Origin of the sequence: Yoonia sp. F2084L (assembly GCF_023015625.1) — a bacterium.
Lineage (GTDB): Bacteria > Pseudomonadota > Alphaproteobacteria > Rhodobacterales > Rhodobacteraceae > Yoonia.
In genome coordinates this window covers 1,093,018-1,111,079 of record NZ_JALKAH010000001.1, presented here as the reverse complement: position 1 = coordinate 1,111,079, position 18,062 = coordinate 1,093,018, and the positions used below count along the sequence as shown (strand labels likewise).

The following is an 18,062-nucleotide window of genomic DNA, read 5'->3' as shown; positions in this document are numbered from 1 at the left end:
CGCCATCCAATACCATCCGTACAGCGCGTTCGCGGACTTCTGGTGAATACTTGTTCGTTGTCTTTGTCATGATGCTCCATCCTACTCATGAGTTGGAGCCTCCGGCAAACCCGGCGCGGTTCAGACTGACCAAGAGCTTCCATCTCTTCGGAGAAAACCGCATGCCCACGTCTGGTTAGAAAGTACACCTTGGGCGTCTTGCCGTACCCCCTGATCCCAACGTTGCCAAAGTGATCAAGCAGCCCGTGGCGTTCTAGCCGCAATAGCATTTCTGAAGCAGATTTTGTGTTGACGCCAGTGATCGTGGCGACCTGCACGACCGTCAGGTATCGGTATGCGTTAATCGCCGATAATGCCCGCAGGGTGACGTCAGAAATCGATAAAGGGTTGACTGGTGACAAACTGATTCTCGCACAGGTTGCAGAAATCGTTTCGGATTTCGTACCGATCTGTCAAGTTGTATGAATTTATATAAATCAGTAACTTACGCGATATACTGGGTCCGAAATTAATGATCATTAGATCATTAGATCATTAGATCATTAATCCCGCCCGCCCTGCCAATGCTGTACGATTTTTGACTGCCGTGATAAGCGTGTCGCAGGGTGGTCTGCAGCCATTCGGTATAGGTGCAAGAAAAAAGAGTGGGGCTTTGGAGCGTGCATCCTTGAAGTTGATTAGTGTCCAAGTCGCTTTACCCTTAGGAAAGCAACATAGAATTTTTCTTTCGCAAGAGCTGATATCGGTCGCTTGCATGACGATCACTGAGACGACAAGGTCGTGTAGTGGCCTTAGTCGCTCGCGCAACCGGAAGTGCAATTCGTGATCCGACAGCTTAATTGTCAAGAAGAAATCAGGAACAGATCAAGTGTTAGGGCCTGGACATCAAGTGAAATTTACGAGTAGAAGGCGGCTATGAACTATACTTGTATTGATCTTTTTGCGGGATGCGGTGGGCTGTCGTTGGGGCTAGGGCAAGCAGGCTTTAAGCACTTGTTTGCGATCGAGGCTCACCCCCATGCTTACGCCACGTATCATCGCAACTTAGTCCTCGGAAAGGAGTATCAGCAAAGATGGCCTAAGTGGCTTGATCAGTGCGCACATGATATTCTCGACGTGGTAAATGGCAAGAAGGCTGAATTGAAGCAGCTTGGTGGGCAAGTTGACCTTGTTGCAGGCGGCCCACCTTGCCAAGGATTCAGCATGAATGGGCGGCGAGACCCTTCGGATCCTCGAAGTCAAATGATAAACGCATATTTCGATTTCGTTGAATTAGTGCGGCCACGAGCTGTTCTCTTAGAGAATGTCCAAGGCTTTGCCTCAATGCCCCACGAAGCGCACAGCGACTATCCAAGCTTTGCCAAAGCAAAGTTGAATGAGCTTGGCTACGATGCTTTTGAGACGATCCTTCCAGCTTCAGACTTCGGGGTGCCACAGCGGAGGCCAAGATACCTGCTAATAGGTATTGAAAAAGGATCCTTGCCCGGGGTCAACCCAATCGTGCGTCTCAAAGTAGGCAGAAGACACTTCTTACAGAAGCTCGGCCTCAGTCTGAAGCCAACGTCTACTCTGGAAGCATTGGCTGATTTGGAGACGTTAGCTGGTGATCTAGTCGACGACCCTGATTTTGGGTCACGCGGGTTTAAGGCTTTGGATTATAAGGCTCCAAAGATTAAGTCCGCGTATTTGCGGTTGATGAGAGATGGTTGGCCTGGAAAACCATCGGATATGAGGTTGGCCCGCCATTCTGATCGCCTTGTTGAACGGTTTAAGGATATTTTGGAGAACTGCAGCCCTGGTCAATGTATATCCTCAGAAGATAGGGAACGGTTTGGGATTAAAAAACGCTCCATTACCCCGCTTGACCCTGCTCAGCCTGCTCCGACCATTACGACGCTACCAGATGATCTTGTCCACTACAGTGAGCCCAGAACAATGACCGTTCGTGAGCATGCCCGGATACAGTCTTTTCCGGATTGGTTTAAGTTTTGCGGACCATATACGACTGGAGGACACAGAAGGAAGCACGATTGCCCACGGTATACTCAGGTTGGGAATGCGGTCCCGCCGCTTCTGGCAAGAGCTATTGGTGAAACCATTGCGTCAGTCCTTCGTGATCAAGATATCCGAAATCTGCCGGACTGCTCTCAATTGGCTAAGGAAGGTGCTCCGATGGCCTGGGAAGTCGTCGATGGTCATGAAAGGCTTCCCGTTTCTGTCTAGAATTAGCCAACCTTTGTCATTTCGGTCTTCAAGTGCATGCCCCAGAACGTTCCTGACATCTAAGACACTTTTGCGGTAATCCCTTGTTGCCGCTCGAAGCGCGCTTAGTTTGTCTTTTGCCACTCCATTGGGCAGGTTGGCTATGTGTTTTCGCAGTAACTTCCTAAACAGATTGAAGGCCTTCATGCTATCCGTTGCTGGATGATCAATTCGCGTTGACACGTCCTTGAGTGTTGGAAAGGTCTCTTTGTTTGCGTCAGACTGGTCGCAAACTGCCTTATCGAGAAATCCGGCAGCAAACTCTTCATTCTCTCCGACGGCGAGTTCCAAAATGACCTCACGGCAGATCACATCCACTTCAGCCACAACTTCCATTGCTAGTCCGCGCATTCCAGATAGTCTGTTCAATGTGTGCGCATAGTCTTGTATCAGTTCGGCTGCGCGGGTCGTGAACTTAGTTCCGTCAACCCTGTGAGCACAATACACACCTTCAATCCGCTCATTTGCCATACGATTACGCAGATCGTTTTCGCTTTCGCTGCCGCTGTAAAACAAGATTGGTGTAGAACGAAACAACTCTCGAACCCGTGGAGCAAGTTGGTCGCCCAATACGCCACCAGCCAGCTTTAAATCCAGCAAGATCAGATCGAACGCATGAAACTTTGCTTGATGCTCTGACAACGCATCAAGATCCGATCCGTCTTTTGAGTTGGTGATTTCTAACTCGAAGCCTGCATCGGCAGCGCCTGACCTAATCTCTGCCTCTTCTTGTTCCGAGAAATTGTCCTCAATCCAAAGTAGTCCAAATTGAAGTTTCACGTGGCTTTCTCCGGAATGGTAATAATGAAATCGGCCCGAACACTATCTGATTTTGGGTCAAACCTGATGCTGCCACCCATCTCTTGTAGGACCTGCGCAACATGGAATAGGCCAAGGCCTGTTCCGTTGTGCGTGCCACTATAGTGCTTTTCAAAAATCCGATCTCGATCAATTTTATCTATGTCGAGGCCTTGACCGTCATCGTGTACCCGAAGCTCAAGCTTGCCCTTGCTCTGAGATGGCTGAGCTGTAAACCAGATTTCTAGGGCCTTCGCTTTTCTGGCGTTGTCGACCAAATTATCTACAACCACTGCCAGGTCAAATGGCGAAAATTCGCACTCTAGCGTTTCAACTTTGGAGTCAAAGTGAACTCTTGGGGCTCTTCCAGAATCCGCCAACATCACTGCAAAATACTCGCCCAAGTACTCAATAATGTCTCCTTGAATGTGGCTTGTTTCAAGGTCAACTTTGATGTTTGGAGCGAATCGCGAAATGGTCTGAAGCCGATTGTTTTCAAGACGAATATAAGAAAAATCATCCATGAGCGTGCGCAGGTTTGTTCTCAGTGCACCAGCTAAATCCTGAAAATCGTCAGGGTCCATATCGTCCGCATCAGCAAGCATCTTCATCGCTTCTTGAGCACTATTTAGTCCTCGGGTGGTGCTTGACGCCACATGGCCAGAATAGATGTTTACTTGGTGCAGCAATAGCTGGATGCGCTCGGCATCCAAGTTTTGGCTGGCAGCCAAGTAACGAGATTGCTTTTCAAGCTTAACAATCAGCGCGTCTGACTTTGCCCGTTCCTCGGCAACTCGGCTGGCCTCTTTTCGAGCTTCCGCCTCTGATTTCTCGAGCTCAGCAATTCTCGCTCGGGTTTGCTCAATACGTTTCAAAAGTTCGGTGTCGCCATCTCTTTCCGCGATGGAAATGAGGTCTGACAGTGCCTTCTCCGTGGCGGCTTCCTTAGCATCGGCTAGGTCAAGAATGTCCTGATCGAAATCTAGTATCTCCAACTCTTTGGTGCGGGCAAGACCGCCGACGATTTGAAGAATTCTGGCCTTCGCTGGATCGCCTTCAAGTCCTTCAGGTGTATCTCGCCCCTGATCAGCTTTGTCTTTCCAGTTAACCCCAACAACATAGCGCTCAAGGCGCTTGATCATTTTTTCGAGAATGGCGTCGAAAAGGGCTCTGCTGTTGGCATCTTCGATTAAGCCTGCATCGCGGCTCGACGCTTCTCGAAACATCTTCGGAGGGGCACCAACGTCGACCCTGCCTAAGACATCTCTAGTGCCTAGATATCTTGATGTGCCCTGTTGTTTTCTCCGGTTGAGGCCGAATGTGTCGTCTCGCTCTTCACCAATTGGAAAAATCCGAAATCCGTTCAAGAAAAGAAAAATACTCCCAAATTCGACGGAAGTGACCTTCATGCGATGTCCGAATGTAGCTTTCGCGCTTCGATTTAGGTAGAAAACCTCCCCGGAAACATCACATCTATCCAATTCCGAATAAGGGTTGGGTTCTGAGATTTTGTAGATTCTGCGACCACGATCAACGAGCTCAGTAACAACCTTTCCTTTTTCTATGGTGACTTTGATTCGTGATGTCTTGCCGCGAAGGACATCTGCAATGTTGTTGCCAATAGGGCCGTTCAATTCGTCGTCGTGTTCATCCGAACCGATGAGATATGTAACAACATTGACTGAATCCGTGGTCCCAAATGGATCGATCAGCTTGGCAAGATAGGCCCGCAACTTCTTTAGGTTAGCTTCGTCCCAGTGATGGCGTAGTCCACTGATCTCCAGGACTGTTCCGGTGCCATTTGGCGCTGTTGCTGCGCCCAAACTGGGGAAATCAGTGTGTTCGTCTATGTCTACAAGAACATTTTTGAACTCGTCCTTGCTATCAAGTTCGAATTTTTCCCAATCAACTGAAAGCCCAACAGCGGTAGAAGAGGTCTTTTTCGATCTGGAAAACAGCTCAAGTGATGAGCCCAACGTATCGCAGGAAAATCTACCAATACCTTTGCTGCCTGCGTAGCCACCGACGGACTTGATCTTATCTCGGTAGTCTCCGGTGCCATCATCTTCGCTTCCGTCAGCTTTCGCTGAATAGGCCACGAACAGCCATTTCTCGGTTATGTCATCAACGTTCATCCCTTTGCCATCATCGACAATCCGAATTGCGTCTGACTGAGGGTCTATCTCAAGTTGGATTAGGGTAGCACCTGCGTCCACTGAGTTCTTTACGAGTTCAAAGATAGCGACAAATTCATTCGTAACCAGATCGCGTCCGATTACGTCCTTAAGATGTGTGCTTACTTTGAAAGGTCTTTGAATGGTCATGATGTGAAACTCTGCTATCAGGAGAGCCAAGTCCAGTCTGTAGTTTGAATACCGTGGCTAAGGTTTTGAGTCATTGGTCAAACCATTCTTGAAGTTCAAGTCCTCTCGAGGCCCTACACGGAGGGCGAAACTCCGGTTCGGGGGGGCTTGCGCTAAAACCGCAACTTCAGGTTTCCCGGTGTTGGCGAACGTAGGCAATGGTAGGCCGCACCGCAGCATCACATTCAACGTCCGGCGGGCAGCTTTGGGCCGGCACTGTCGGGTGGCCAGGTTTGCAACCCCGACCACCCAGCTCCCTTTCAGGAGTGTCAGATCAGCACTTCTCGTTGCGCCAGGCGTTGCTCAAGCCACTTTCGCACCTCACTTTCAACCCAACCCACACGGTTCGGGCCCAGCTGTACCCGCTTGGGGAATAGGCCTGCCTTTTCCAGACGTGCGATGTGTTGCGGTGAGTACAAAACCAACTCCTTGACCTGGCGTTTTGACAGTATTCTCATCACGATCTCTCCTAGATAGAAGAGCATCGCGATGCTCGGGTTTCGACAAATTCCCCGAGGAAGCTGTAGGCTAGCAGCTTATAATTGTATATCAAGATTTGGATTGCGCCTTAAGGATTCCTGACAAGTGCTGTTCATACTGCACAAAGGCCTCGTGCATCTCATCCATGTACGCATGACGGTTGTACACCGCCGCTACCCCACTGATCGTGCCCGAGACGTGGTTCAGTATTCGTTCAGTGACATGGATCGGCGTTCCCAGCCTTGCCATATTGCTGCTGAAAGTCCGTCGAAGGTCATGCAGCGTGTATGGCTCGACCTCTAGGCCTTGATCAAAGGATGCTTTGCACTTTGAAAACCCGTTGAAAGGCTTGTCGTCCTCAAATCGCGATGGGAAGATTAAGTCTGCGTCACGGGGCAGGCTGTTGATCAGTTCCATAGCCTCCGGTCCCACAGGTATGATGTGAGATCGCTTATTCTTCACAAACTCAGACGGGTATACGATCTTTCCGTCTGCCAACCAGCTTCGACGCAGGCCGACCACTTCCCCTTTGCGTTGGCCAGTGAGGATGAGAAGCTGAACGATAGGTCCGTAGGGATAGCCAAATTCACTGGCCCGTTGCCAGACGGAGACCAACTCTTGATCGCTCAGAATGCGTTCACGGGGTCGCGTTTTGAAAGTCATTGGCGGGACTGGGGCTAGATCAAGATACCCACGCTTCACGCACCAATTCAACATCGTTCTGATCGCTACAAATGCATGCTGTTGTTCTGATGGCTTGGCTTTCAGTTTTTCCACCACAGACGCGATGTCGTGGCGTGACAGGTCAGTAATGTTACACTCAAAGTGGAAGTGGCGATTGAGTAAGCGACGGTATTCTTCGACGGTCCGAGGTTTTGTTCGCACTTCACAATCTGCCAAGAATTTGGATCGGGCGATTGCGAACGAAACTTTTGGCAGTGCGCTTCGTGGACTTTGCTCATCTAAGGTGATATCCACCTGCGCTTGCTTGGCCAGATGACGGGCCTCGGATAGTGACAAGCCAGGATAGCGCCCCAATGAGCGGCGACGGCGATCCTTGCCATAAAGCACAACAAATGTCTTCGTGCCGCCTTGAGACACCCTGACCCCAAAGCCGGGCAGGGCGTTATCATAGTATGTCTTCTGCCCTTTTTCGGGGGCCTTCAGACGTTTAATCTGTAGGTCGGTTAGGCTCATCTAGGCTCTCAAATCACTCGCGTATGAGCGGTTTTCTATGGTCAGCTATGTTCATACGATACACGTAAATAGCTATATAATATAGGGAAAATGAGCTGATATGTTCAGGTATGGAAATCCGCATAAACAGATTTGTAATCAGTAGGTCCGCGGTTCGAGTCCGTGTGGGGCACCATCAAATCCCACCTGAGTTTTTGATGCGTAAGGTGTTTCATCCTTGTTGCATCTTATCTGCATACACGTTTAGCTACACAAACGGGTTTAGCTTATGCGGAACATCACTGTGAAATACCTCAAAAAAGATGGAAGGGCCGTTGTCCATACTTGGATCGCCATCTAGCGAAGCTTGCGCTGCTCAGCCCATGCTCACTAAAAAGATCAGCAACATGCACGTCGGTATCTGCCTATTTCAGCATCGCCATGATTTGCGCGTCGCTTTACTTTAATTTCCTCTTCTGTCGTTCGAAGAATTCTACTTTCAGACACCCCCAAATTTTCGGAAGATTACCATCCCACCAGGTTGGCTGCTACCGTATCAGAACGGCGGGTCACATAAATTTCTTGCCTGAATGGCTGAGATGAATGACGATATCCTCATTTGAAGCTGGAATTACCTTGTCAGAAATAGATGTATTGACGCAGCGCCAGACCGAAGTTCTTGGATATGTATCCAAGGGGTTCACAAATGCGGAAATCGGCGAACTCATCGGGTTGAGTCCAGGTACCATCAAGGTCCATATTTCTGCGATCATAGAACGGCTGGATGTCACAAACCGCACTGAGGCGACAGCACTTTGGTTGCGCGATACACTTGAAACCCACTTGCAGAGTGCTTCGGAACCTGCCGACACAGGTCCGATATTTGCTTTCGATGTCCAAGAAGCGAACGATAGCGATTTGGGGGGCATGTTGGTTTCCGCTGCTTGCGAAATCATCACCAAACGGACATTTCGAACTATTGATCTACCCACCACAAAAACTGCAAGGTCAGCAGACCTCCAACGGCCGCTGCTCCAGGAAAAGTTGGGTATCTCTCACTGGGTAAGCATTGACCTTATTCCTTCCGATGAAACCCTTTCGCTCTGCCTGACATGCACCGACGTCGCAGAAGAACAGCTCGTCTTCGAAAGGCAATATCAGGGAACCGTTGATGATCTGCTTCGGATTGGAACCGAAATCGGCATCGACCTTGTTGCGATGGTTGATCGTGCGCCACTTAGACAGGATGCGGCTGCCTTTATTGATCAGCCAGTCTCGGATCATATTTGGCGTGGGTCCTACTTGTTTGATAAACGCACCCCAGAAGGGTTGCAGCAAGCAATGGGTCTTTTCACCGACGCAATCAAAGCAGATCCAACATCCGTTGAAGCGCATGTCGGACTGGCCAATGCGTCAAATCAAATGGCTGTCTATATGCCGGGCATCGCCACGCATCTTCAACAGTCAGGGAAAGCCGCAGCTCAGTCGGCGGTGGAATTAGATCCCTTTTCTGGTGCCGCCCACGGCGCGCTTGGGTATGCCCAGCTCTTTGGGGATTGGGATTTTGCGCAGGCCGAGCGCAGTTTGGAACGCGCGATTAGCATGGATCCGTCGCGGGAAGATGGCTATGTCTGGGCATCACTGTTGCACCTATTCATGGGTCGCCATGAAATGGCTCAGGACGTCGGGCAGCAGGGGATGCGGCTGAACCCCATTGCTATCGCAAACTTTGTGCATTTGGGCCATGTTTTTCGGGACACGGGACAGCTTGATCGCGCGATTGACCACCTTTCTGCTGCGCTTGACATGGAGCCGGGGAACCTGCGCGCAACGATATGGATGGCGCTGTGTCAGGCTGATGTTGGCAATCTGGATGCGGCTGCCGTGTATATCGGCCGCGCCGTGAAGGCGCATCCGATATCGGCTGTTTTCGTGGGAATTGCAGGATATGTAGCCGGCCTCGCAGGTAAGACCGAGGTTGCGTATGGGCATCTAAAAACGCTTGAGGGTATGCGCAAAGCGCCAGTTCATTCCCCACTCTTCGAATCTATGGTTCATATCGCTGTTGGTGACTTTGACACAGCGATCGAAACAGCCCAAGCGGGGCTATCTCAACGTGTTCCGCTATTTTTGGGGTGGTGTTGCGATCCCATGTTCTTACGGCTGAAAGGTCACTCGAAATACGGCGATGTTGCAAAAGCAATTGGCGTGCCGCACGATCACTTAACAACGCCCATATGAAGTTCTTGTCCAAGTTCTGACCGCCTGAGCCTGGGGACAAAGCCCGTTTCAGAAAAGTCCCGGGGGCAATAACTCTGTGCCGATGGGACCGGCGGCAAGAGCCCAGCTGCTTGGTAGGTCGCCGCTACCAATTCGCTGCAATAGAATGTGTTCTCTCTACGCCCGGTGAGAAAACGTTCTCGAAAATAATACCACAGGATATGCCATTCCTCAGGGTACTTGGAATTGCGCACATCGGGATCATTTACGAATTTCTTGATTTTGAGAAGCATCTCTGGCGTGCGGTCAGCGTGTAGGTATCTGGCTGACAGTAATTTATAGCTGCCGCTTTTTGTCAGATAGTATTCGATCCTGTCTTCTAACCGGACCAACATCGGTCCTGTCTTGGGGTTGGCAACCTCAGGATTGACGTCGTGACCATCAAGGCTTGTAGATTCCCAAAGGTAAAGTCCCTTTTCCAAACGACTGTCGTCGATATCCTTTGGGTCGATGACCATGGCGACATGGGACCACACGCCACCAGTGAAGAATTCGATCAACCGAGAGGACCACATCATCCCCCGACAGAAAATAAGGTCTCCGGTTTGAAGGTCGGCAATGGCCTCTTGCCAAGGGGCGATAGGTCTACGCGGCATAAGAATTCCTTAGATTAAAGCGATATATGCCGATCAGCATATACCTGATATACAAGTTTTGCATTACGCGGGGTCAAGCCTGTTTCGTTTTCTTGTTGGAGTGTAAGTTATGTTTAACAATTTTTTAAGATCATTGGCGATTGTCGCCGCCCCCGTTCTGCTCAGTGCGAGTATAGCCGAAGCAAAAACGGTGATCTTTGATGTTGGCGGAGGCGACAATGGAACAGCCTTTGGCCCCGGCGTCATTCAATCGGGAGCGGCATCACAATTTAACGTAAGCGCCGATCTTACAGGCGTCACCTATACTGCGCCAATCGCCTGCTTTGGCGTCTGCGAAGCGATTTTTGAAATCTCCTCTGAAATAGGCCCGTCTTCAAGCGCCTTGTCTCTTGTGGCGCGTACTGACCTAACCTCATCGAACTCCGGGCTCTTGTTCGAAAACCTTTCATTGGGAGCAGGTACTTATTACGGTGTCTTGTATGTCATTCAGGGGTTCGCAACTTGGGCCGCCAATGACACCCAAGGCGGCGTAGGCACCGGACCGGTGGCAGATGGATCCGACTTCTTGATCACATTGGCAAATGTCGGCACGCCGTTTCGCAGCACGTTCGAGCAAACAGACCTGAGTTACCAATATACGCTCAGTCAGCCCGCACCTGTGCCGCTTCCGGCGTCGGCGTGGCTGCTGGCGGCAGGATTATTCGCGTTGCTGCGGATAGGCCGAAACTCACAAAAATAAATTAGATCAACGCTTTAGATAGAATGACGCATTTGTGCGACCGATAGTTCTATGCCCAAATTTCAAAAAGGAGACATCAAATGACCAAACATGATTTAACTCTCAATGACGCTGCGAACGAGACAACCTCGCCCACAAATGGGTGGGACACGGTCTTTGCGATCCGCTTTGCTGACGTCAATAATGCAATCTCGAAAGCGGGTTCTTCCCCCTCAGATTTCAGCATTACCGAAGCTGCGGGCAGCCGAGAGGTGACAATATCTGGCCCCTTCGAAGATTGGGCGCTGATCCCCGGCGGCGATGGCCAAAACGCTCATATGAAGCTGCCTGTATCGGCGCTCTTGCTTGACGATAGCGCGGACCCGGACACACCAAAAACGTTCAATGATGTGGATGTCATTATTGAAGTCAAATTCGACTTTATTCCGCAGCCAGACCGTCCGAGTGATGGCGGTCTGTGGCACGATCTGAAAATCCTTGGGCCCAAGCCTGGCGCGGAAGGTGAAGATGCTATCCCAGTCGCTGTTCTCGATCTCGAATATGATGGTGGCGATATGTCGGGTCTGCAGCGCGGAACGATTATCGGCCTGCTAAGCGATTGGTTGAATGACCCAGACAATTTGCAGGAATTCAATCACGTCTTCGCATCGGTTAACCTTAATCAAAAGGCCGATGTTGACGCCTTCCAATGGATGATGCCCACCCATATCAGCTATGCGGTCAAGGATCTGATGCCCGCGGATGACGGTATCTTTGCCGTCTTGTGCATGACTGAAGGGCGCAGCGCAGATGGTCTGGCCCACGAAGTGTCGCACAATGCGATTCCGGTTGATGAACGGTCATCCTTTCTAATCTCAAAGGAACGGTTCCTGTCCAAGATGATCCTGCCCGGTGCCGGGCATCTGTTTTCGGGTCCATTGACACAAGACGCCAACAAGGTTTGGCCGGACGACTATTTTGAGATTTTTGATGACGAAACGGCAATTCAAAACACCGCTCCTCTCAAGATCGACCAAATGGATTTCAGCAAGCATGAGGATGGGTCAAAATGCTATGAGGCGGACATTGGTACAAATGATTTTGTCCTGCGGTTTGCCGAAACCTACCTTGACGTGAGCTACACCGACTTGCGTCACGACTATTGGCACTTTGGGTTCCTGTACAACGTGTTTCACAAGTTCAATTCCAGACTGGCCGCAAAACTCGACGAAAACCAAAGCTTTAGTCTTATTCCTGCGCCAAAAGACACCCTTTCAACCGATTTTCTGCATCATCAAATCGTTGTCAAAAAAACCAAAGGTGCGCAGATCGTTGAATTGGTACTTTTAGGCATTTCGTTGTTTGCCTCGGCCTATTCACTATTCAAAGTCAAATGGGCAAACGTTCGCGAGATCGCGATGGCCGAGACCGCCGGCGGTGCTGCAGGTGAAATGGCAGCAAGCATGGAAGCCGCAGAAGCGACAGCCGAACAAATGTCCAACCTTCGCGCTTTGGGTGCAGCAGATCAGATCGGTTGGATCAAAAACGGCTTTCTGACCGCCAAAGCGTGGTTTGGCGCGGGTCTGTCCGCAATTGGTGCCAATATAATTGCATCAGTTTGTGGTGGCCTCGTCTCCTTCATGGAAATTCTTCAAATCGTTGCTGGGTTCGACAGTGAAACCGAACTGCCGCGCTTTGACTTCTTTGCTGCAAAAATCATGGCGCCAATCCAGTGGCCCGAGGCCTCTGACTACGAAGTGACAATGATCCAGTTTAACGGTTCCTTTCAAGTGACCGGGAATGCTGGCTTTGCCTGGGACAAGGTGTCGTCATGACCATGCATCAGCATTTCCTGACGAACGGAACGGTCAGTACACATGATTGGGATTGTGTCTCAGCTGTTCAGGTTCTTGATGTCAACGCAGCAATCTCTGGGGCGGGTACATCGCCCCAGAGTTTCCAACAGAAAATCGACGACACCATCGTTCAGGCCAAATTCGGTGACTGGACGATGTGCGAGGGGGGCGATGGCAAGAACATTCACATGCGCTTGCCGTTTCGTGACCTCGTCATTAGCGACGAAGACGGCACCCGCGAAATTGGCGCAGGTCAGGCCGAGATCTCGCTTTGCCTCGACTTCATTCCCCATGACACCTTGGGTGACGACACGGTTGAGGTGCGGTGTCTCATGGTATCGCGAGACGTCGACGCGGAAGGATTCCGACCTGTTTCGGTTATAGATGTAGACTATGATCAACGCCCATTTGTCGTGGATCGCGCAGCCGTAACCGGCGGTTTGGGCATGTGGCTTCAGGAAAACTTGCTGACGTTCGCCCATGTTTTTGCTGTGGTGAATATCGCCAAGTCAGTTGCGGAGGATGAAGCTTTTTCGTGGCTCCGGCCCACATATGCGACGTACGCATATTGCGCCCACGATGGCTTGAGCGACGATACCTTTGCCGTTCTTTGTCAAACCGCGGGACGTACCGGTGATGCGCTTGTTCCAGAGTTGTCACCGGGTGCCATTAGACCCGGAGACCGCGCCGCTTTATTGGTATCTCCTGAACGTGTTCTGTCAGACATGATCGCGCCATCTCTACCGGTCGCTTTTCCCGGCTTGCCGCAGGACGCGGTAGAGGTCGATGCAAAAAACCTTGCACTCTCGTTTCGAGGGGCCGCCCAACTTCATGATCTGAAGGTTGATGGGAAATCCTATAATCCGGTTTTGGAAAAGATGGATGTCAGTCTTCTGAACACAGCCCTTGATATGAGTCTGCAAACCAGCACACCGATCATTCCCGGTGTCGATTCTGTTACCAACGCCTCATCGCGCAGTGCAATAAAGCTCGATAAAAACAAGAAAGGTGAAAAGACCCTCTCATTCGAGGAGATCAGCAAACCTGATCCGATATCCCATACGCGTCACGCAAAGGGTATGATCATTGCCGAGATTATCTTGGGAATTATCATGGCCGTCGCCGCCGCCATAGGTATCGTCGTTACTGGCGGGCTTGCAGCAGTTCCAGCATATCTTGTCACAGCTGCTTTGATCGGTGGGACACTCGCGACCGCAGGACAGATGTTCATCCTCGTGGCCGACATGGTCGCGGACGGAAATGGACCCGGGCTTTCGGGTTTGCTGGCACAGGCCGGGACCGATGTCATCTGGCCGCATGGTGCCATCCTTGACCCGGCCAATGCTGGTCTGGTCGGCCCCTTGCAGATCAGCGGCACGCTTCAGCTTCCTGATGATCGCATGAAGTCTGCAAACCCCTTCGCCGAATTCCAGGCGATTTATGGCCCAAAAGAGGAGATGACCGATGAAGTTTGATACCGTTTCAATCGTTTCTGTCGACACGGCGAATAACGTGTTGGCCGCAGACCAAGACAAGCTCATTACCGGGTTTCGGTATCGTGAAAGGCACGTCCGTGTTGAGGGTGAATTTGGCCCCTGGCGCATTGTCAAAGGCGGTTCGGGCCAACTTTTGCATGTTGAGGTGCCGTTCGCGTCCGGCCGCATGCAAGGATCTGGAAAGGCCGTCGATTTGACCGGGGTCGTAATGAAGATCGAGCTTGCGCTTAAACTCATCCCCGTACCTGAAACACCGGATCAGAAACATCTGGTATTTGACATCGAAGATGCTCTTGAACGGGCGAATTCAAAGGAAGGCGCTCATGCGCTGCGGATTGTTGATCCTTCGGGCAAAATCCCTTCTCTGAAGCTCAACGTGGTTCGCGAAGTCGTTCCAACATGCCTGTCAAAACACGTCGATAAAGTCTCGTTTGTGTTTGCAAGTGTGGCTACAAAAACGACCGGCGGCCTGGAAATGCCGCATAATGCATGGCGGTATGTCGAATTGGGTGATGGGTCTGCTTATCTTGCGATCATGGGATGCGAAACGGCGATAACTGATACGACGATGGACCCTAAACTTATCAAACCAAAGCTGGATCGCATTTTTGCTCTGTCAAAGCACGCAGTTCAGAACCGGATCATACTCCCTTACCTCAACAACAGTTTCAAACCAAAAGCGCACTTTAAGTACAATCCGAAGTCAAAGGTGATTGCCAATAGCAAGCCGATCAAGTTGCCAAAGATGGAGCACGGCATCTGGTGGGTCGATCCGACGATTAATTCAATCACGTTCACCTTGGTTCCCGGCCATCTACGCTGTGTGGTCAAAACCGTCAGCAAGATGCCGCTTTGGACCACGTTCAATTGCGATTTGACCATGAACATGCCGCTTAAGGTCGTGAACCACAAAGTGCAGTTCGCTGTGGATCCAAAACCTGGCGTGACGCATAGCGTGGGTTTGCCACCGGGACTGGACGTCTTGGTCGGCTGGTTTGTAAATTGGATCGTCGGTTTCTTTCACGAACCTATCGTGGCCCTTTTGTCCAACATCTCAAAACGGATGCAGTCTCTCAACAGCCCGTCTGTTCAGCCGGTTTCATGGCTGGGATTGCCGGATTTTCGTGTCGACAAATCTGGGCTTGGTGATTGGCTTTGGCTTGGAGAAGCCCAAGACCTGGAGCCGGGGCACGTAGAGAGAAAGGCGACGATAGAAATGGCGCAATGAGCGTCACCAAAATAGCTTGGGCCACCCCTGCGGGCGGTCCGGCAACCTCATCAAATGAGAAGCCCCAGATTGTTTAAAGTGACCCGCCGCAATGCATGTTTCTGGTCAAAAATCAGGCTTGGTTTTCGAACGGATCAACGACTTCTGGACGCGGACAAACCGCGCTTTTTCTGCGGACGCTTTAACGTCAGTTTCAGAAATAGTAGATGATCAAAAAACGGTTGTTTGCGCGCGTGACCCTAATGCAGCGTTGCGACCCGTAAAGCACAAAGCGCGCTATCCGTTTCATCGAATATATAGTTCATCCACCCAATCAGAAGACGTTTCGAGACCGTCACTGTTTTTGATCGCCCGACTTTACCTTTGCCCCGACTTGCACCTGAATTGCCGCTTGAGGATTTCGCCAAAGGCATGGGCCGCGGGTTCTGTTACCCGTCGCTCCGCGACGAAATAGCCGAACTCGATGGTCAGCGTCTGCTCCCACGGGATCAATACGATCCCATCTGCAAGCTCGGGATCAATAGAAACGGAATCGGCGAAAGCAAAACCGAGACCTCCATGCACCAGCCGATAGGCGGCTGTGCCGACTGACACCTCATAGGCCGGTTTGTCCAGCCCGACGACCTTGCTGTCAATCAGACGACGCATCACCGTAGCATCGTCAAGCGCAATGTAGGGGACACCACGCATGTCTGGCGGCCCGAGGCGCTTACGCGAAGCGAGCGGGTGGCCGCGCGCCAAAGCAATGCACAGCGTGGTGGCCCCGAGCGGTATAGGGTCCAGCTTCTCGACTGGCAGCGGCAACGCCGAGACACAGATATCGAACCGCTGGTGCATGATCCGACGACCCAGGTCCCGCCGCAGCATGATTTCCAACTTCACCGGTTGATCAGGGTGTACTGCGGCAAACTCGGCAATGGCGGGAAGAACGAGACCATTGGCAATCCGTGTTTGCGAGACGATCCGAAGCGGGCTGCGCATTTCCTGATTCATCTGGCCGAAGACAGTCGGCAGATCGTCGATCTGGGCAAGGAGGCTTAGGGCTTCTGGATAGAATGTCTCAGCCTGAGGCGTTGGGATCAGCCGCTTTTGATCCCGGCTGAACAAGCTGACGTCAAACTCCTGTTCCAAGAGCGCCAGCTGCCGGCTTGCGGCGGATTGACTTAGATGCATGCGGTCTGCGGCCCGCGCTAGCGTGCCTTCCTCCATCACGTAAACGAAGATGCGTAAAGATCGGATATTCATTGTTCTATTTATTCGATTTATAAATGCATTAATTGCGTTTTTTATATGTTATGTCCTTTGCTAAGCTCCAGCAAGACCTTTGACGGCGCCGAAAATAGGCGCCGACGTTTGTGGGAGGACATCATGGAAAGACGCGACTTTATGAGACTTGGCCTGTCAGCCTCTGCCATGCTGGCAGCAGCTCCTGTGCTGGCCGAATGGGCGCCTCGCCGCCCCATCAATGCGATATTGCCCTACTCAGCGGGTGGCGGCACGGACGCCCTGGCGCGCGCGGCTGCGGCTTCGGCGGACGGCATTCTGCCGGTGCCGCTTGTGATTGTGAACAAGCCGGGGTCTTCCGGTATTACCGGTGCTACCGAAGCGGCCGCTGCACGGCCCGATGGCAATACGGTAATGGTCACCTCTTCTGGGTCTTTCCTATTAACCTCGATGCTCCGCGAGACAGACGTCAATCCGTTCGACAGCTTCGATATCATTGCTCAGATCGGCAACCTGACACCAGCCGTTATTGTACCGGCCAACAGCCCTTTCCAAAACGTGCAAGATCTGGTCGATGCCGCAAGGGCGAATCCGGGATCATTGCGGTGGGCACACAACGGGCGTGGTGGGTTCCACCATGTTGCTGGCCAAAGCTTCCTCAACCGTAATGACCTTGCGGCGCAGGACGTGCCGTTCAAAGGGGGTGGTCCGACCCGGGCAGCCGTGATTGGCGCGCAGGTCGATTTCGCCTTTGTGGGTATTCAGCAGGCCGCAGGTTTTGAGAACGAATTGCGAGTCCTCGCGCTTGCCGCACCCGCGCGCGACGCGATCCGTGACGATGTCCCGACGCTGGCCGAGCTGGGTTTTGATTACGTTGCGGTTTCATCTCCGATCGTGTTCTTTGCTCCAAAGGGAACAGCCCCCGAAATTATCAGCGGCATGGAAGCAGCCTTGAGGGCCATTACCGAAACCAAGCAGTTTTCAGACCTGATGCGCGAACGCGGCAACGTGCCTGCGTTCCTGAACGGGGCTGATACTGAGACACTGTTGCGCCAGATGCAGGAAGACACCCAACCCGTCATCAATGCGCTGAAGTCGCAAGGATAACGCAATGTCCGCAGAGGCAGCTCCCGCCTCGCGGGCCGTCGGCCTGGCGCTCATCCTGATCGGGATGAGCGCAATCGTCACAAGCATGGGCATTAGCCTTGATCAATACGGGCGTTGGGGCGCACGGTACTTTCCGCTGGGCGGGTCGGTGGCGCTGATGTTGCTGGGGATTGCAGAGCTTTGGGGCAAAAAGCCATCGCCAGCCATAGAGCGGCGGCATCTTCCGGCTATCGGCGCGCTTTTGGTCCTGTCGCTAGTCTATGTCTGGTCGATCTCAGCGTTTGGCTATCTTCTTGGTACCGCGCTAGCCGCCCCTCTGGCCCTCTATATCTTCGGGGTTCGTAATCCGATCGGCCTTGCTGCTGCGGCAACGCTTTGTCCTGCCGTCTATCATAGTATTTTCTTTGTTGCGTTGGGTGTCTTTCCACCACTTGGCAAGTGGTTCGACCTGCTTGATGTCATCGGAGGCTATTGAGCG

Annotated in this window: 14 protein-coding genes; 7 read left to right on the top strand and 7 right to left on the bottom strand. The window is 51.8% G+C overall.

The features are described 5' to 3' along the window. From MWU60_RS05470 to MWU60_RS05450, 5 genes are all read right to left on the bottom strand, one after another. On the bottom strand, nt 1-401 hold a 401-nt coding region (locus MWU60_RS05470; RefSeq protein WP_247226119.1), incomplete at its 3' end, for a replication-relaxation family protein. A gap of 1,702 nt (nt 402-2,103) precedes the next feature. After that, on the bottom strand, nt 2,104-3,042 hold the full coding sequence (locus MWU60_RS05465) for a response regulator (RefSeq protein WP_247226117.1): 939 nt from the start codon (nt 3,040-3,042) through the stop codon (nt 2,104-2,106). Beyond that, nucleotides 3,039-5,384, bottom strand: a complete 2,346-nt coding sequence (locus tag MWU60_RS05460; protein WP_247226116.1) for an ATP-binding protein — start codon at nt 5,382-5,384, stop codon at nt 3,039-3,041. Before MWU60_RS05460 ends, MWU60_RS05465 begins: the two co-directional genes overlap by 4 nt. Nucleotides 5,385-5,692: 308 nt before the next feature. Beyond that, nucleotides 5,693-5,881: an AlpA family phage regulatory protein gene (locus tag MWU60_RS05455; protein ID WP_247226115.1), complete on the bottom strand. Its 189-nt coding sequence runs from the start codon at nt 5,879-5,881 to the stop codon at nt 5,693-5,695. Between the two features lie 91 nt (nt 5,882-5,972). Beyond that, nucleotides 5,973-7,100 carry a site-specific integrase gene (locus MWU60_RS05450; RefSeq protein ID WP_247226114.1) on the bottom strand — a complete coding sequence of 376 codons (1,128 nt, stop codon included), beginning with the start codon at nt 7,098-7,100 and terminating at the stop codon, nt 5,973-5,975. A 582-nt stretch (nt 7,101-7,682) separates the two neighbouring features. Here MWU60_RS05450 and MWU60_RS05445 point away from each other — a divergent pair. Continuing rightward, nucleotides 7,683-9,320, top strand: coding sequence for a tetratricopeptide repeat protein (locus MWU60_RS05445; protein WP_247226112.1), 1,638 nt, complete (start codon nt 7,683-7,685; stop codon nt 9,318-9,320). Here MWU60_RS05445 and MWU60_RS05440 read toward each other — a convergent pair. Further along, nucleotides 9,299-9,955 carry a hypothetical protein gene (locus MWU60_RS05440; protein ID WP_247226109.1) on the bottom strand — a complete coding sequence of 219 codons (657 nt, stop codon included), beginning with the start codon at nt 9,953-9,955 and terminating at the stop codon, nt 9,299-9,301. The two genes, MWU60_RS05445 and MWU60_RS05440, sit on opposite strands and share 22 nt — an antisense overlap. A gap of 109 nt (nt 9,956-10,064) precedes the next feature. Here MWU60_RS05440 and MWU60_RS05435 point away from each other — a divergent pair, with 109 nt between their 5' ends. The 4 genes from MWU60_RS05435 to MWU60_RS05420 all read left to right on the top strand — a co-directional run bounded on the left by MWU60_RS05435 (nt 10,065) and on the right by MWU60_RS05420 (nt 15,253). Beyond that, nucleotides 10,065-10,694, top strand: coding sequence for a hypothetical protein (locus MWU60_RS05435; RefSeq protein WP_247226108.1), 630 nt, complete (start codon nt 10,065-10,067; stop codon nt 10,692-10,694). A gap of 80 nt (nt 10,695-10,774) precedes the next feature. Further along, nucleotides 10,775-12,508: a TULIP family P47-like protein gene (locus MWU60_RS05430; protein WP_247226107.1), complete on the top strand. Its 1,734-nt coding sequence runs from the start codon at nt 10,775-10,777 to the stop codon at nt 12,506-12,508. Continuing rightward, on the top strand, nt 12,505-14,004 hold the full coding sequence (locus MWU60_RS05425; RefSeq protein WP_247226105.1) for a TULIP family P47-like protein: 1,500 nt from the start codon (nt 12,505-12,507) through the stop codon (nt 14,002-14,004). Before MWU60_RS05430 ends, MWU60_RS05425 begins: the two co-directional genes overlap by 4 nt. Next, entirely contained in the window at nt 13,994-15,253 is a 1,260-nt protein-coding gene (locus tag MWU60_RS05420; RefSeq protein WP_247226104.1) for a TULIP family P47-like protein, read from the top strand. Before MWU60_RS05425 ends, MWU60_RS05420 begins: the two co-directional genes overlap by 11 nt. A 357-nt stretch (nt 15,254-15,610) precedes the next feature. On the opposite strand, the gene MWU60_RS05415 is transcribed toward MWU60_RS05420, so the two are convergent. Continuing rightward, on the bottom strand, nt 15,611-16,498 hold the full coding sequence (locus tag MWU60_RS05415) for a LysR family transcriptional regulator (protein WP_247226103.1): 888 nt from the start codon (nt 16,496-16,498) through the stop codon (nt 15,611-15,613). A 123-nt stretch (nt 16,499-16,621) separates the two neighbouring features. On the opposite strand from MWU60_RS05415, the gene MWU60_RS05410 reads away from it, so the two are divergent. Both MWU60_RS05410 and MWU60_RS05405 read left to right on the top strand, forming a co-directional pair. Further along, nucleotides 16,622-17,584 carry a tripartite tricarboxylate transporter substrate binding protein gene (locus MWU60_RS05410; protein WP_247226101.1) on the top strand — a complete coding sequence of 321 codons (963 nt, stop codon included), beginning with the start codon at nt 16,622-16,624 and terminating at the stop codon, nt 17,582-17,584. 4 nt (nt 17,585-17,588) lie between these two features. Further along, nucleotides 17,589-18,059, top strand: a complete 471-nt coding sequence (locus MWU60_RS05405; RefSeq protein WP_247226100.1) for a tripartite tricarboxylate transporter TctB family protein — start codon at nt 17,589-17,591, stop codon at nt 18,057-18,059. Nucleotides 18,060-18,062: the final 3 nt, after the last annotated feature.

Excerpts from the sequence above, each read along its gene's own strand:
- MWU60_RS05425 (WP_247226105.1), top strand. The coding sequence starts at position 12,505 with ATGACCATGCATCAGCATTTCCTGACGAACGGAACGGTCAGTACACAT.
- MWU60_RS05455 (WP_247226115.1), bottom strand. The coding sequence starts at position 5,881 with ATGAGAATACTGTCAAAACGCCAGGTCAAGGAGTTGGTTTTGTACTCA.
- MWU60_RS05410 (WP_247226101.1), top strand. The coding sequence starts at position 16,622 with ATGGAAAGACGCGACTTTATGAGACTTGGCCTGTCAGCCTCTGCCATG.
- MWU60_RS05445 (WP_247226112.1), top strand. The coding sequence starts at position 7,683 with ATGACGATATCCTCATTTGAAGCTGGAATTACCTTGTCAGAAATAGAT.
- MWU60_RS05430 (WP_247226107.1), top strand. The coding sequence starts at position 10,775 with ATGACCAAACATGATTTAACTCTCAATGACGCTGCGAACGAGACAACC.
- MWU60_RS05450 (WP_247226114.1), bottom strand. The coding sequence starts at position 7,100 with ATGAGCCTAACCGACCTACAGATTAAACGTCTGAAGGCCCCCGAAAAA.
- MWU60_RS05405 (WP_247226100.1), top strand. The coding sequence starts at position 17,589 with ATGTCCGCAGAGGCAGCTCCCGCCTCGCGGGCCGTCGGCCTGGCGCTC.
- MWU60_RS05435 (WP_247226108.1), top strand. The coding sequence starts at position 10,065 with ATGTTTAACAATTTTTTAAGATCATTGGCGATTGTCGCCGCCCCCGTT.
- MWU60_RS05415 (WP_247226103.1), bottom strand. The coding sequence starts at position 16,498 with ATGAATATCCGATCTTTACGCATCTTCGTTTACGTGATGGAGGAAGGC.
- MWU60_RS05440 (WP_247226109.1), bottom strand. The coding sequence starts at position 9,955 with ATGCCGCGTAGACCTATCGCCCCTTGGCAAGAGGCCATTGCCGACCTT.
- MWU60_RS05420 (WP_247226104.1), top strand. The coding sequence starts at position 13,994 with ATGAAGTTTGATACCGTTTCAATCGTTTCTGTCGACACGGCGAATAAC.
- MWU60_RS05460 (WP_247226116.1), bottom strand. The coding sequence starts at position 5,384 with ATGACCATTCAAAGACCTTTCAAAGTAAGCACACATCTTAAGGACGTA.